Below are 13783 nucleotides of genomic sequence, written 5' to 3'. Positions count from 1 at the left end.
GGGTCGGGTCTTCTCCCAGCCTTCCTGCGGCGGCCTCATTCTGTCCGTCCGCTGACCCTGCCGTGACTTCCGATTACGGAAGTACGGCTCCAGCACGCGCCCAGTCGAAGAGAATGGGTACGTCCAGCCTTCGGTCCTGGTCCAAGGGGAGGGGGCCAGTCCGGGTCGATCTCGGCGAGCTGGCGGATCCGCTGGGCCGTCAGCCTCGTCAGCTTGGCTGCTTCCAGGCGGTCGGGTATCTGTGCGGCTGAGGTGGATCAACCCGCCCAGTCGATCGAGGTCCGTTTCGGAACGTCCCGGGCCGGGGTCGTCGACGTCGCGCTCTACCGCGTCGCCGACGTCGACGCTCTACCCACCACGCGCACCGAGGTCGACTGGAAGCAGCCGCGCAGCGTCGGCAAAGGCCGACCCCCGAGCCCTCCTTCGTCCGGCACCGAAGGCGGCACCGGTCTGGACCGGCGATCACCGTAACGCGGCGCAGCGGCACGATCACGCCTCTGCCCGGGAGGGGCCGAATGAGGAGGGACCTCTCTCCCGCAGAGAGGTGTCGCCGCGCGAAACCGGCTTGCCCACGGGGTCTGACCTGTGGAAACACGCGGTCCCGGAAAGGGGGGTTCACACCTCCGGCAGTACCTCCGGTGCAACCTTGGGTACGCCTGTGCAGACAACGGTGCGGACAACTGTCGGTGCAACCCCCCAGCAGTGCCAGAACGGCTTTCGAACCCCTGGGCGGACCGGGCTTGCCCACGATCGGGCAAGCCCGGCTTGCCCACGCTGATGGTCTGCCTACGATGCAGTCTGCGGGAACGGGAAGGTCGGGGGATGAGCGGACTCGAAGCAGTGGTCGTCCGGCTGGCGTCGACGGTGGTCTCGACGGTCGCGAAGTCGGTGCTGGCGCCGAAGCCGGGGGCGGGTCTGGTGGCAAATCCGGTGCGACCGCTGCCGAAGCCGGCGGGGCCGGAGAAGCTGGCGCGGGTCCTCGGGGAGCGCATCGCGTCCACGTATACCTCAGTGCCGGAGCACGAGAGGCTGGCGGCGGTGGCGGCGGTCCAGGACACCTTCGCCGCCGCAGGCGCCCTCGACGCGGAACGGTTGTTCGCCGCGGACCTTGATCCGGGGCGCCTGGCCGACGAGCTGCGGCGCCCCGTGACAGACCTGGCGGAACGAGCTCGCGACCTGTACGGGGAACTGCTTCGGCTGTGCTGTGCACACCTGGTCGAACAGCTCACGGCCCACCCGACGTTCGCAGCGCGAGCGGCGGTGGAGCACACGCGGCGGACCGGGGCGCTGTTACGGGAACGGGCCGTTTCGGGACCGGCCGGGGAGATGGCGCTCGGCTTCGAACAGCGGTATGCGGACTTCGTCGCCGGGACGCACTCCCGCCTGGAGCTGTTCGGGGTGACCCTGGGAGGTCGGCGCCGTGCCGAATGGCCGCTGGACACCGCGTACATCAGCCTCGCGGTGAACAACGGGCATACCTACGAGCCGCACCGCGAAGGACTCGATGTCTCGGGCACCGTGCGGACTCCCGTGAAGGCGGAACAGGCGTTCGGTAGCTGTGACCGGCTGGTGCTGCGGGGACCGGCCGGGTCGGGCAAGTCGACGCTAGTGCAGTGGCTGGCGCTGAACGCGGCCCGGCAGAGCTTCGGCCCGGAGCTGGCCGACTTCAACCGCTGCGTGCCGTTCGTGTTGCGGCTGAGGTCCTTCAACACCCCCGAGGGACTACCCATGCCGGAGGACTTCCTGACGGCGTCGGGCGTACCGCTGCGGGCACCTGAGGGCTGGATCGAGGAACTCCTCGGCACCAGTCGGGCGCTGGTTCTCATGGACGGTGTCGACGAGGTGCCGCCGCGGCTGCGCAGCCGCACGGAGCACTGGCTGAAATCACTGATCACCGCGTTTCCGCGGGCACGGTACGTGGTGACCACGCGCCCGTCCGCTGCACCGGAGGACTGGCTGGCGGCCCAGGGTTTCACCGCACACACATTGCTGCCGATGGAGCGGGATGACATCCGGGCATTCATCCGGCATTGGCACGACGCGGTCCGCCAGGAGTGTCCCCCGGACGCCGAGCGCGAGTCGCTGGACCGCTACGAGACGAGCCTGAACCAGGCAGTGACGACGCGCCGCGACCTGGGCCAGCTGGCGACCAACCCGCTGATGTGCGCCCTGCTGTGCGCGCTGAACCGCGACCGGCGCATGCAACTGCCGCGGGCGCGCAAGGAGTTGTACGACGCTGCCCTGGACATGCTGCTGGTCCGCCGGGACACGGAGCGGGAGATCACCTCGGTGGAGGGCGTGTCCCTCTCTCGGGACGAACAGACGGCGCTGATCCAGCGGCTGGCGTACTGGCTCATCCGCAACGGCCAGGTGGAAACGGCCCGGGACGAGGTCGTCGCGATGCTGGACGAGTGGCTGGCCGCCATGCCGCAGGTACGGGAACAGGGCAACGCGGACCAGGTCTTCTCCCACCTGTTGATCCGCAGCGGCCTGCTGCGCGAACCAGTCCCCGGCTACGTCGACTTCGTACACCGCACCTTCCAGGACTACCTGGGCTCGAAGGCGGCGATCGAGGCCCGCGACTTCGGCGTCCTGGTCCGCAACGCCCACGACGACCAGTGGGACGACGTGGTGCGCATGGCGGTGGGACACGCGCGCGTGGAGGAACGGGTGCGGCTGCTGCGGCAGCTGCTGCGCCGGGCGGACAGAACACCGCGCTATCGTCAGCGGCTGGTGCTGCTCGCCGCGGCGAGCCTGGAACACGCGCCCGAACTCGATCCCGTGGTGCGCCAGCACGTGCAGGACCGGGCCGCCGAGCTGGTCCCGCCACGATCCGTTGCAGAGTCCGAGCAGCTTGCCAAGGTGGGGGAACTGGTCCTGGAGCTGCTTCCCGGCCCCGAGGGGCTGGACAGCCACACCGCGAGCGCGGTGGTGAAGACCGCGGCCCTGATCCGCGGGGACTCTGCCCTCGAGGTGATCGCACGCTTCCGTACGGACAGTCGACTCGCGGTGGCCGCGGAACTGGCCGCCGCCTGGGCTTCCTTCGACGCCAGGGAGTACGCGGACCAGGTGCTGTCCGCGATCACGCCCGAGGCCCATGTCCAGGTGAGCACGGCCGCGCAGCTTGCCGAGCTGCCGCGCCTGCCGCAGCTCAAGCGCATCACCCTGAGAGGGTTCCAGGGGTTTCCGCCCCAGATAGTGCGGCGCGACGGGCTCGAATACCTGTACCTCGACGGAGATCGTTCACTGCGCGAGCTGTCGCCCCTCTCGCTCCTTCCCAGCCTCACCACCTTCGTCATCGGACGCTGCCCAGCGGTGCAGGACCTCGAGCCCTTGCGCGGCCTGCACCTGAAGAAGCTTTATCTCCACGACCTCGCACGCGGCATGTCGCTCGCCCCCCTCACCGACATGCCCACTCTGGACCATCTGACCCTGGGCTTCCCCCCCCGACGTCACCCGCGCCGGAGACATTCCCGCCGGCCCCGGCCTCACAGCCTTGGTCTTCACCAAGAACAGCCAGGACATCACCCTCGAGGGGCTGGACCGCTGGCCTTCGCTCAGCTGGCTCGTCATCGCGGGCGACGCCCAGGGCGAACAGCTGAGCCGCCTGCGTCCCCCACTCAGCCTCAGGAACCTCAACATCGAAAAGCAGTCGTCCCTCCACCTCACCACCGTGCAGCGTCACCGCGAACTGACCTTCCTGGCTCTCCGTGACTGCACGATCAGTTCAGGCCTCGCTCCACTCAGAGAGCTCCCGCACCTGACCCACCTGACTCTGTGGGACTGCAAGGGGCCCATCGACCTGGCACCACTCGCGGACCTGGACAACCTCACCGTTCACATCAACGACAGCACCGACGCCACGGGCCGCGATCACCTCCCACCCGAGCGGCTCAACCCCCAGGAGTAACCGTCCCACCCCCGCTGCACCCAGCAGCTTCCCTACCGCATAGGTAACCCCTATCGCCAGGGCGCCGCGCCTCGAGTACCACGGCCCGGTTTCGCCGCGCCCAGGCAGGCACTCCTCCAGCCGGTGATGACCAGGCCGGCCAGGACGGACGCGACCGTCACCAGCAGACGCACGCCGGCCGTGAACGCCAGGAAGCTCGCCCACACCACGTGCAACGGGACCGTCTCCTCGTCGGGATCGATACCGCGCTCCACACACGCGCGGGCGCGCAGCTCGACTTTCGATGTTCTGACAGGTTTGGGTGATCAGGCTGCGCCGGCTGCGGCCCACGCCTGTTGGACGGCGCGGATTTCCTCATCCGTGGGCTGGCCTGGGCGGGTGGGCGTAAATCGGGCGGCGATGATCACCCGGCGGAGCTTGGCGGCCATGTCGGACAGGGCCGGCTCGGCCTTGGTGGTGTACCACGGGGCCCGCTCGCGGCGCTCGGCGACGTCGCGGGGGTGGTGGCCGTGCAGCGCGTACCAGGCCACGGTGATCGTGTAGCAGTACAGACCGAACGGGACGGTGCGCTCGACGGCCGAGCGGGTGCGGTTTTGGGCCTGACCGACGCCGAGCAGGTCGCGGGCCTCGGCGAAGGTGACCTCGATCGACCAGCGTGACGCGTAGCGGGCGATCAGGCCGGCCGCGCGGGTGGTGAGGTCGGTGGTGACCAGCGCCAGGTCGTAGCCGGTGTCGGTGGTGTCGTCGCGCAGGAGGATCACGCGGACGGTGCGGGTGTGGAAGGAGCCGTACCACAGGCAGGTGGTCTCGGCCAGGTGCACGGTGTCGGTCCGCTGATACCGCTTGACCTCGGTCCTGGTGAAGGCGGCGGTGGTGGCCAGGTCCTTGGGTGTGCCAAGGCGTTCGCCCTTGAGGGCGGGTCGGCCGCGGCGCCCGGTGGGCGGCGGGGCCAGGTCGTACAGCACCGCGCTCGCGGGCAGGCGGGTGGTGAACGTGCAGGTCGCGGGCAGGTCGCGGAGCGCCTTGCCGTGGTAGGCGGCGTCCGCGACGACGTGGATGCGCCGCCCGTGGTGGCAGGCGGCCAGCAGGCGGATCATGGACGCGGCGAGGCCGACCTTGGACTGCTCCTGCTTCGGGCGCCACAGCCGGGCCATCACCGGCAGGCACACCGGCCTTGCCAGGAACGGCAGTTGGACCACGATGCCGACCACCACGAAGCAGGTCCCGCGCCCGACCGGCTTCGGACCCCGGGCCGCGCCGTCGTGCTGCCAGGCCGCGCCGAAGACTTTCTTCCCGCGCCGCTTGAACAGCGTGTCGTCCACCGCCACTGTCAACACCCCATCTGCTGGCAGGAGTTGGCGCACAACCAGATGGGAGAGGGAGATGCCCAGCAGGTCGGGGTTCCAGCTCGCGCGGGAGAAGAAGGCGTGGGCACGGTCGTGGGACCAGGCGCGCGTCAATCCCGCGCCCGTCACCATGCCGGTCACCGTGCCCCGGCCGGTCTGCGCGATCAAGCCCGTGACCAGCGCGGCGAAGGTGGTGAAGGTCGGTGTGGTGAAACAGCCCCGCAGGAACGTCAGCACCGCCAGCAGCGAAGCGGGTACGGTCGTGTCCGGAAGCATCGGCGGGTCCCTCTCAGCAGGCGACGCAAGCACCGCCGATGCTTCTCTGCTGTCCCGCCCCGCACCGCCAGATCAGGCCCCCATCACCCACCCGAGCGACCCCAACGACGATCAACGGAAACGTCGAAAGTCGAGCGCGCAGAGCATCCGGGTCTATCAGGAATCAGGTGTAGTTCGTCTGTTTGGCCTACAGGTTCTTCGGTGGACTGATCGGCCTACGCTCGTGTGGCGGTAAGGCGGCCGTCGAAGAGGACGTCGAACTCGTTCAGGGCGGTCTTCCAGCGGTTGTTCCAGCGCTGGCGGCCGCGGCCGGTGGGGTCCAGGGCGAGGGTGGCCAGGTAGAGGCGCTTGAGGGCGGCGGTCTCGTTGGGGAAGTGTCCGCAGGCCTGGGCCGCGCGCCGGTAGCGGGCGTTCAACGACTCGATCGCGTTCGTGGTGTAGACGACCTGACGGATCGCGTCGGGGAGGCCGAGGAAGGGCACGAACTCGCTCCAGGCCCGCTCCCACGACTGGGAGATCGAGGGATACCGCTTGGCCCACTTCTCGGCGAACTCCTCCAGCCGGGTGCGGGCTTGTTCCTCGTTCACGGCGGTGTAGATGGGCTTGAGGTCGCGGGCGACATCGGCCCAGTCGCGGCGCGATGCATAGCGCAGACTGTTGCGGATGAGGTGGACCACACAGGTCTGCACCACGGTCTGCGGCCAGACGGTGTTGACCGCGTCGGGCAGGGCGGACAGGCCGTCGCAGACCAGCATCAGCTGGCACTGACCCCGTGCCGGTTGTCCAGCCGTCCGGCGTCGGCACGCCGCGCACTGCCGCTCCGTTGATCGTCGGGGTGCACTGCAGGTGGCGCAGACACGCGAGCACCAGGCGCAGCGGCCGGTCTCGACGCGCAGCCACCGCAGTTTATGGCAGGCGGGGCAGCGGTTTTGGATGGAATCGGTTGCGGTGGCTGTCATCCGACGGTGTTCGGCTTCCGGAAGGGGGCTGCGGCAGGGGCTTCACAGCGGCGGCAGGGATCGTCTGCGGGGCGCAGGTGGCTGCGGGACCGAGGCGGGGGTGGTGCGCGGCGAGGGTTCGGGGGGTGGGATGGTCTCGCGCAGGGTCAGGAGGTCGCCCGGGGTGCAGTTGAGGGCAGTGCACAGCGCGGCCAGCGTGGACAGCTTCACCTGGGAGGGCTGCGTGGTGAACAGCGCGGACACCGATGCCACCGACAGCTCAAGGCCGGCCCGCTCGGCCAGCAAGCGGCGCAGCTCGGTACCCGTCCAGACTCCGCGCTGTGCTGCGGCCATCCGCAGCTTCCACTCCACCTGCTGTGGTGGCTCGCGGGCCCGCTGGCGTGCGGTTCACGCGAGGCCCTTCGGAGAGCGCGGGAGTGTTCAATCAACGGCGGATCCGATGATCAAGGAGACGCCTGATGAGCGAGACCATCGTTGAGACCGAGGCCGTGGAGGAGCCGGTCGTCGTACCGGCTGTGGAGACGGTGTCGGACGACCAGTTGATCGGGATGCTGGTCGACCGGGCCCGGTCCGAGGGGCTGCAGCTGACCGGTGCGGGCGGGTTGCTTCAGCAGCTGACCAAGCGGGTCCTGGAGGGCGCCCTGGAGGGCGAGATCACCGATCACCTTGGCTATGACAAGCACGATGCCGAGGGCCGGAACAGCGGCAACAGCCGTAATGGCACCCGCGCCAAGACTGTCCTGACCGACGTCGGACCGGTCGATGTGAAGGTCCCGCGAGACGTGGCCGGCACCTTTGAGCCGCAGATCGTCAAAAAGCGCCAGCGGCGTCTGACCGGCGTGGACGAGATGGTGCTGTCGCTGTCCGCGAAGGGCCTGACTCACGGGGAGATCTCCGCGCACCTCGCCGAGGTCTACGGCGCGGAGGTGTCCAAGGCGACGATCACCACGAAATAACGGGGCCATCGTGGGCGGTGAGAGCCACAATGTCGCCATGGGAGACCGGGGTGGGGATGAGGTCGCGGTGTGGCGCGTCGGCGGGGGTGCTCGCCCCGCGGCGTATGTCATGTCGGCTGTTGTCGTGGTGGCAGCCGCTCGGTGCTGGTTCTGGTGGGTGCTTGCACCGACGTGGGTGGGCTTCACACGGGCAGGGTTGTGGACGGGCCTGGCGGTCGGTGCCTGCTGTTTCTTCTGGTGGGTGATACTGCGAGTCCGGCTGGAGATTGGTCCGGAGCTGGTTGTCGCCGTGAACCCGTGGGGTACTCAGCGGTTGCCCTTACAGCAGGTCACACATGTGACGCTCGGCAACTGGGGTGCCGAGTTCCATCACACTGACGGGTTCAAGACCACTGCGTATGCGCTCAGCGACATGGCCGCCGGCAAGGTGCAGAGCGAAAAACGCTTCGCAGAAGTCCGGGCCGCGTTTGAGAGGGCCCGACGACCTGCGTAATTCCCGGCTCAGGCGGCTTCTGCCAGCTCAGCCGGGGTGAGGGCCGGGCCCGCGATGATGTCGCGCAGGCAGGCCAGCCCTGCCCGCACCTGGCTGGGTGTGAGTTCACCGGCAGCGGCCCAGCAGCCCGGCGGGGCGGGCCTCGAAGAGGATGAAGCGGAGTGTGTCGGCGCGCCGCCGAGCAGCCTGACCCCGGCGCCTGGGGGCATGGCTTGGGGCCGGCCAGGAGACGGGCCAACTCGCCGTCGACGTCGACCTTGCCGGTGTCGACCACGGTCTCGATCCAGTCCAGCGTGGCCCTCACCCTGGCGACGTTCTCGTGCACGATGGCGCGCTCGTCCTCGCCCAACTGCCGGTCCCGCAGGCCGGGGACGGTGCGGCCTGCGGCCGCGACGAAGGAGTGGCAGGCAGAAACCAGGTCGAGGAACTCAACGATCCGGTCGATCTGGCGGACTACGGGGGCGACGGGGCTGGTCCGGTCGAAGTGGATGAACGAGCGGGAACGAAACCCGGCGGACGAGGTCCCGACCGGGCGCACGGCCCTGCCCAAGACAGCTCCTACCTGCAGTTATTTACGCGTCAGAGTCAAGCTAAGGAAGGGCTGATTAGGGCATGTGTTCGATTTCGGGTGCACGCTTAGCCGCGGCCGTCGGGAGTATCGCGTCGGTCGCGACGGAGATGGGGCAGCCCCGAACGGGCAGGGCCGTACCGCGGTGTCAGCCGAGGCGGCCGACGTGGATGACGACGATGGTGACAGTGGCCTCGGTGACCTCGTACAGGACGCGGTAGCGGCCGACGTGCATCCGGCGCAGATCCGGTGACCCGTACTCGGCGCTGCCCGCTGGCCGTGGCTGCTCGGCAAGCAGGTCGACCGCGTCCATCAGCTGGCGCAGCCCGTCGGGGTCGTCCTTGAGGAACCGGGCGGCCGCGTCGATGGCGGCCTCGTCCCAGGTGATCTCGTACGTCAACCGCGCCCCAGCCCGAGCCGTGCGCGCACTTCGTCATGCGGAACGCCCGCGGTCTCACCGGACGCCTGCCGGGCGCGGTACTGCGCCAGGGCCAGGGCGTCTTCCAGGTCGGCGAGCTCCTGGGGGTTTATCAGTACGGCCGCCGGCTGGCCGTGGTCGGTGATCGTAATGCGCTCGCGGGCGTGGGACGCACGGCGAACCAGCGCCCCGAACCGGGCCCGCGCTTCAGTGATCGGCAGAGTGTCACTCATGGGCAGAACTGTACACTTCATGCCCCTTCTGTAGAGAGGGACGCTGAGGTCCGCACAACGCAACGGTGAAACGTGCCGGTGGTCCGGAACACCTCCACCGTTCGGGGCCAGGGCCCATGCACCGGTTCCGGACTACTTCCGCCCGCCCCGGGTCCGACTGACCCACGGCATTCGACGGCCAGGCAGGCGTCCCGTAGGGGTCGGTGTGGCTGGCCACTGCGGGACCCAGCTCTGCGATCCCATCTGCCCCATCCGTCCGGTGGCCGAAAGACGGCCTCGGAATGATGCGCGGGACCCGCGCGTCGATCGGATTGAGAGAATCCGTGCGCGCGGGTTTCGCCGGTGAGGCTGGGTCAACCGATGATCGAGTGCGCGAAGGCCACCGAAGCCCCGAAGGCCGCACCTCCCGCCAGAAGGGCTGCCGGAACGGGATTGCCGGATACGTAGGTGAGGGCTCCGGTCGTCATCGCGACAAGTGCCCCGATCAGGAAGACGACGGCCGCGCGGAGGTTGATGAGCGGCTGCTGACCTGTCTGGTTCCGACTCATGCTTCCTCCCGGCTGCCGAGGATGCTCTGGCGCCTGATGATCTCCTTGCCATGACGCCGCAGCTTGCGACGCACTCGGTCGCTGAACTCGGGCGCCTGCTGCTCGTGCGGTAGAACTGCTTCGCGCCAGTTCGGAAAAGTCTCCTCAGCCCATCTGCGTGTTACCGCCGATTCAGCCTGGTCGAGACGTGCGACAGCGTGGCGGACGTGCCGGTTGTCGAAGCTCTCGGCCCACGGCACGAGATTCGCGATGACGAACTCTTCCGGCCCGGAGGTCCGCGAGGGTGGGAGGGGCACCTCGCGTGCCTGGAGGTCCTCCAGCGAGGTGATCTTGCCTCCGGCGACCTGGTGGTTGGCTTCCCAGCCCTCACCGGCGTCCGTGAGCTTGCGCAATGCGAGCCGGACCGCCCGCGGATCGCTGAGGTCCGTTTCGTGCTTCCAGTCCTTGCACAGCAGGGCAAGCATCAGGGCCTGTGCATGGTCCTCAGACGGCCGCCGCAGCTTGAGGCGCTGCACCATGAAGTCGAAAAGGGGCTTCTTGTCGTTTTCCAGGTATGCCTCAAGCGCCGCTTCGGCCTCGATCATCAACCAGGGGATCCGGGCGACCCACGAGGCCATGTCCCGCATCGGAGCGACAAGTCGCGCAATCCGGGTCATGGAGTCGGCGAAGGGATTCACTCCCAGGATGCGAACAGGGGTAGGGAACAGGTTGTTCCAGCGGAGGATGGGCTGCATCAGCTGACGGTGGGCGACGACGAAGCGGGGTCACGTCCGGTGGCGTGGTGTAACGACGGCCACTCGGTGATCCACTGTGAAAGCTAGGAGCGTGTCCCAGTAACCCGCACCCCGCCTGCGGTTCGTGATCATTCATGCGGGATGATCACGGTATGCGTGATCGGGATGGGCTGTTCGAGATCGAGCCGGGTGAGAAGAAGCAGTCGCAGGGTCGTCCGGCGGCGGTGGACAAGACGTTCCGGGCGTTCGACCCGCACCAGGTCCTGCTGCTGCCGCCGTCGCTGGAGGACTGGCTGCCCCAGGACCACCTGGCCCGGTTCGTCGCCGACCTGGTCGACGAGGTGCTCGACCTGTCGCCGATCCTGGCCGACTACACCGAAAAGCGCGGCTACCCGCCCTACGACCCGCGGCTGATGGTGCGGCTGCTGATCTACGGCTACACCACCGGGGTGCGCTCCTCGCGGGCGATCACGCGTAAGTGTGTCGATGACGTCGCGTTCCGGTTCCTGGCCGCCGACCAGACTCCGGACTTCCGCTCGATCGCCCGGTTCCGCCGCCGCCACCTGGACGCGCTCGCCGGCCTGTTCCTGCAGTCGCTGCACCTGGCGCGGAAGCTGGACATGGTCAAGATGGGCCGCGTCGCGCTGGACGGCACCAAGCTGGAGGCCAGCGCCTCCAAACACAAGGCGATGAGCTACGGCCGCCTGATCGGCAAGGAAGAGCAGATCGAAGCCGAGATCGCCGCCCTGGAGGCCGCGGCCCGGTCCCTGCTGGACGACGCCGAAGCAGTCGATACCACCGAAGATGCCCGGTTCGGCGTGGACGGCAAAGAGGCCGACCTGCCTGCCGAGCTGGACCGGCGTGAGAAGCGCCTGGCCAGGCTGCAGGCCGCCCGCGCGCAGATCGAGGCCGAGGCTGCCGACAAGGCCCGCCGCCACGCCGAGGACAAGGAACGCCGCCGTCAGGAGCGCGCCGGGACCAGCGACGAACGGGCCGTCACCGACGCCGGGCAGAAGGCCGCCGCGAAGGTCCGGCCCAAGCCCAAGGCCCAGGCCAACTTCACCGACCCCGACTCGCGGATCATGAAGAACAGCGACGGCGCCTACATCCAGGCCTACAACGCCCAAGCTGTCGTCGATGAAAAGCACCAGGTCATCACGGCCGCCGACATCACTACCAACGCCTCGGACGCGCTGAACTACACCCCGATGCTCGACCAGTCCGCGCAGAACACCGGCGTCCACCCCAAGCAGGCCCTCGTCGACGCCGGCTACTGCTCCGAGACCAACCTGGAAGCCGCCCAAGAGCGCCAACTCGCCTGCGGCACCGACACGTTCATGGCCACCGGCCGACTCGGCCACGACGAACAGGTCCCGCCCGCGCCCCGCGGACGCATCCCTGCCAGCGCCACCCTCAAGGAGCGCATGGCCCGCAAACTGCGGACCAAGCCCGGCAAGGCCGCCTACAGCCGCCGCAAAGCCATCGTCGAACCCGTCTTCGGCCAGATCATGACCTGCCAGAACGGCCGCCAACTCCTCCTGCGCGGTGAGGACGGAGCCCGCGGCGAGTGGCGACTGTTGGCCGCCTGCCACAACCTCCGCAAGATCTTCCGACACGCCGGAACCGCAGGACTCGCCGCGGCGATCAGCTGACCGGCCCGGTCAACGGCCCCCTTCAGGCCGATCCCCAAGCCGACATAACCAGGCCACCCGCCCCAGCAGGCACCCAGCGAGCAACCACCGATCTCACCGTCACGATCACCAGCCGATTGCCCGTTACCGGGACACGCTCCTAGGCGGTGAGGGCTGCCGGGGCGGTTGTCTCGGTGGCGTTTCCTTCGATCAGGTGAAGGCGGCAGCGGCCAAGGATTTCGGGTCCCATGTAGCGGCGCTGTTCGGCCCATTCGTCGCTCTGCTCGGCCAGGACGGCGCCGATCAGGCGGATGATGGCGCCTCGGTCGGGGAAGATGCCGACGACGTCGGTCCGGCGCCTGATCTCCTTGTTCAGGCGTTCCTGGGGGTTGTTGGACCAGATCTGCTTCCACACTTCGCGGGGGAAGGCGGCGAAGGCCAGGAGGTCTTCGCGGGCGGCTTCGAGGTGCTCGGCGGCCTTGGGGAATTTTTCGTCCAGGCCGGCGATGGCGGCGGCCATCTGCGTGCGGACGGCGGCTGCGTCGGGCTGTTCGAAGACGGTCCGCAGCAGGGTCGCCACCCATGGTTGGGCGGATTTGGGGACCTGGGAGAGCAGGTTGCGGGCGTAATGGGTGCGGCAGCGCTGCCAGGCGGTGCCGGGCAGGGCGGCTCCGATGGCGCTGACGAGGCCGACGTGGGCGTCGGAGACGACCAGCTCGACGCCGGTCAGGCCGCGGGTGGTCAGGGAGCGCAGGAACGCCAGCCAGCCGGCGCCGTCCTCGCTGGAGGCGACGTCGATGCCGAGGACCTCGCGTTTGCCCTCGTTGTTGACGCCGACCGCGACCAGGCAGTGGACGTTGACGACGCGGCCTCCTTCTCGGACTTTCTGGGTCAGGGCGTCGACCCACACGAAGGTGTAGGGGCCGGCGTCCAACGGCCGGTTGCGGAACTCGGCGACCCGGGCGTCGAGGACCTTGGCCATCTCGCTGACCTGGGACTTGCTCAGCTGGGTGATGCCGAGAGTGGCGGCGAGTTTCTCCACCCGGCGGGTACTGACGCCGAGCAGGTAGCAGGTGGCGACCACGGAGATCAGGGCCTGCTCGGAGCGGCGCCGGCGCTCGAGCAGCCAGTCAGGGAAGTAGGAGCCGGTACGGATCTTCGGGATGGCCAGGTCGACGGTTCCGAACCGGGTGTCCCAGGATCGATTGCGGTAGCCATTGCGGGAGTTGACGCGTTCCTCGCTCGGCATTCCGTAGGCGGCTCCGCAGGCGTTGTCGACGTCGGCGGACATCATGGCCTCGGCGAAGGTCTTCACCATCTGACGCAGTAGATCCGGACTCGCCGAAGCGAGGTTCTCCTCCAGCAGCGCGGTAAAGGGCAGACTGTCGGGTGCGGTCATCGTGCTGTTCTCCTTCAAGAGCTTGGTCGTTCTCGAAGGATCAGCCGGTGGCCGTCTTACGTTCAGGCTTCTCACTCAACTACGGGATCAAACCCCCGATTTAGATGGAAACCTGTACACCACTTCCCTGGACGCAACCTCCGCTATAGCGGTCTGCGCGAGAATGACATGGCCCTTCGTCACTCATGTCAGCAACAGGTGAGCACCACCCGTCAGCACCAACCACCAGGTCACTGAGCCTGTACCAATGGCGGTCTCAGCGCCCGGCACGAGAGAGCCGAGCGCGGCGATCTGCCAGTACCTGGGCGATAC

General features: G+C 68.5%; 13 protein-coding genes and 3 pseudogenes. 5 read left to right on the top strand and 11 right to left on the bottom strand.

The features are described 5' to 3' along the window. Positions 1 to 213 precede the first annotated feature (213 nt). The 3 genes from OG395_RS57590 to OG395_RS57580 all read left to right on the top strand — a co-directional run bounded on the left by OG395_RS57590 (position 214) and on the right by OG395_RS57580 (position 3910). Complete coding sequence (locus OG395_RS57590; RefSeq protein WP_327250105.1) at positions 214 to 471, top strand: hypothetical protein; 258 nt, start codon at positions 214 to 216, stop codon at positions 469 to 471. Positions 472 to 822: 351 nt separating this feature from the next. Then, on the top strand, positions 823 to 3714 hold the full coding sequence (locus tag OG395_RS57585; RefSeq protein WP_327250104.1) for an NACHT domain-containing protein: 2892 nt from the start codon (positions 823 to 825) through the stop codon (positions 3712 to 3714). Next, the gene (locus tag OG395_RS57580; protein ID WP_327250103.1) at positions 3674 to 3910 is read left to right on the top strand and encodes a hypothetical protein; all 237 of its coding nucleotides are present in this window, start codon (positions 3674 to 3676) and stop codon (positions 3908 to 3910) included. The genes OG395_RS57585 and OG395_RS57580 overlap by 41 nt, the downstream gene beginning before the upstream one ends. A gap of 50 nt (positions 3911 to 3960) precedes the next feature. On the opposite strand, the gene OG395_RS57575 is transcribed toward OG395_RS57580, so the two are convergent. The 4 genes from OG395_RS57575 to OG395_RS57560 form a co-directional block, all read right to left on the bottom strand. Then, entirely contained in the window at positions 3961 to 4164 is a 204-nt protein-coding gene (locus OG395_RS57575; RefSeq protein ID WP_442818833.1) for a hypothetical protein, read from the bottom strand. A gap of 51 nt (positions 4165 to 4215) precedes the next feature. After that, complete coding sequence (locus tag OG395_RS57570) at positions 4216 to 5532, bottom strand: IS701 family transposase (protein WP_327250102.1); 1317 nt, start codon at positions 5530 to 5532, stop codon at positions 4216 to 4218. 215 nt (positions 5533 to 5747) lie between these two features. Continuing rightward, positions 5748 to 6491 (bottom strand): IS256 family transposase, encoded by a 744-nt coding sequence (locus OG395_RS57565; protein ID WP_442818832.1) that lies wholly within the window; start codon positions 6489 to 6491, stop codon positions 5748 to 5750. Between the two features lie 42 nt (positions 6492 to 6533). Then, positions 6534 to 6824 carry a helix-turn-helix domain-containing protein gene (locus tag OG395_RS57560; protein ID WP_327250101.1) on the bottom strand — a complete coding sequence of 97 codons (291 nt, stop codon included), beginning with the start codon at positions 6822 to 6824 and terminating at the stop codon, positions 6534 to 6536. Positions 6825 to 7039: 215 nt separating this feature from the next. On the opposite strand from OG395_RS57560, the pseudogene OG395_RS57555 reads away from it, so the two are divergent. After that, positions 7040 to 7438 (top strand): annotated as a pseudogene (locus OG395_RS57555) (transposase); the annotation flags it as partial. Positions 7439 to 7990: 552 nt separating this feature from the next. Here the strand turns inward: OG395_RS57555 and OG395_RS57550 are convergent. The 6 genes and pseudogenes from OG395_RS57550 to OG395_RS57525 form a co-directional block, all read right to left on the bottom strand. Next, positions 7991 to 8147 (bottom strand): annotated as a pseudogene (locus OG395_RS57550) (RacP protein); the annotation flags it as partial. Between the two features lie 10 nt (positions 8148 to 8157). Next, positions 8158 to 8427, bottom strand: a pseudogene (locus OG395_RS57545) (DUF6192 family protein); the annotation flags it as partial. A gap of 229 nt (positions 8428 to 8656) precedes the next feature. Next, a complete protein-coding gene (locus OG395_RS57540; RefSeq protein WP_266992441.1) occupies positions 8657 to 8908 on the bottom strand; it encodes a type II toxin-antitoxin system RelE family toxin in 252 nt (83 codons plus the stop codon). Then, positions 8905 to 9159 (bottom strand): type II toxin-antitoxin system Phd/YefM family antitoxin, encoded by a 255-nt coding sequence (locus tag OG395_RS57535; RefSeq protein ID WP_327250100.1) that lies wholly within the window; start codon positions 9157 to 9159, stop codon positions 8905 to 8907. Before OG395_RS57535 ends, OG395_RS57540 begins: the two co-directional genes overlap by 4 nt. A gap of 353 nt (positions 9160 to 9512) precedes the next feature. Further along, positions 9513 to 9707 carry a hypothetical protein gene (locus tag OG395_RS57530; RefSeq protein WP_327250099.1) on the bottom strand — a complete coding sequence of 65 codons (195 nt, stop codon included), beginning with the start codon at positions 9705 to 9707 and terminating at the stop codon, positions 9513 to 9515. Further along, a complete protein-coding gene (locus OG395_RS57525) occupies positions 9704 to 10291 on the bottom strand; it encodes a hypothetical protein (RefSeq protein WP_327250098.1) in 588 nt (195 codons plus the stop codon). Before OG395_RS57525 ends, OG395_RS57530 begins: the two co-directional genes overlap by 4 nt. A 374-nt stretch (positions 10292 to 10665) precedes the next feature. Between OG395_RS57525 and OG395_RS57520 the strand changes: the two genes are divergently transcribed. Further along, positions 10666 to 12093 (top strand): IS1182 family transposase, encoded by a 1428-nt coding sequence (locus OG395_RS57520; RefSeq protein WP_442818733.1) that lies wholly within the window; start codon positions 10666 to 10668, stop codon positions 12091 to 12093. Between the two features lie 139 nt (positions 12094 to 12232). On the opposite strand, the gene OG395_RS57515 is transcribed toward OG395_RS57520, so the two are convergent. Further along, a complete protein-coding gene (locus tag OG395_RS57515; protein WP_327250097.1) occupies positions 12233 to 13471 on the bottom strand; it encodes an IS256 family transposase in 1239 nt (412 codons plus the stop codon). Between the last annotated feature and the right edge of the window lie 312 nt (positions 13472 to 13783).

The organism is Streptomyces sp. NBC_01320, from assembly GCF_035974375.1.
GTDB classification, from domain to species: Bacteria; Actinomycetota; Actinomycetes; order Streptomycetales; family Streptomycetaceae; genus Streptomyces; species Streptomyces yanii.
The sequence above is the reverse complement of the archived record's forward strand: the minus strand, read 5'-3'. Positions and strand labels throughout refer to the sequence as shown.

Bases quoted from the DNA above. Each gene is read 5' to 3' on its own strand.
- OG395_RS57585 (WP_327250104.1), top strand. From the start codon at position 823: ATGAGCGGACTCGAAGCAGTGGTCGTCCGGCTGGCGTCGACGGTGGTC.
- OG395_RS57570 (WP_327250102.1), bottom strand. From the start codon at position 5,532: ATGCTTCCGGACACGACCGTACCCGCTTCGCTGCTGGCGGTGCTGACG.
- OG395_RS57565 (WP_442818832.1), bottom strand. From the start codon at position 6,491: ATGACAGCCACCGCAACCGATTCCATCCAAAACCGCTGCCCCGCCTGC.
- OG395_RS57560 (WP_327250101.1), bottom strand. From the start codon at position 6,824: ATGGCCGCAGCACAGCGCGGAGTCTGGACGGGTACCGAGCTGCGCCGC.
- OG395_RS57535 (WP_327250100.1), bottom strand. From the start codon at position 9,159: ATGAGTGACACTCTGCCGATCACTGAAGCGCGGGCCCGGTTCGGGGCG.
- OG395_RS57530 (WP_327250099.1), bottom strand. From the start codon at position 9,707: ATGAGTCGGAACCAGACAGGTCAGCAGCCGCTCATCAACCTCCGCGCG.
- OG395_RS57525 (WP_327250098.1), bottom strand. From the start codon at position 10,291: ATGATCGAGGCCGAAGCGGCGCTTGAGGCATACCTGGAAAACGACAAG.
- OG395_RS57515 (WP_327250097.1), bottom strand. From the start codon at position 13,471: ATGACCGCACCCGACAGTCTGCCCTTTACCGCGCTGCTGGAGGAGAAC.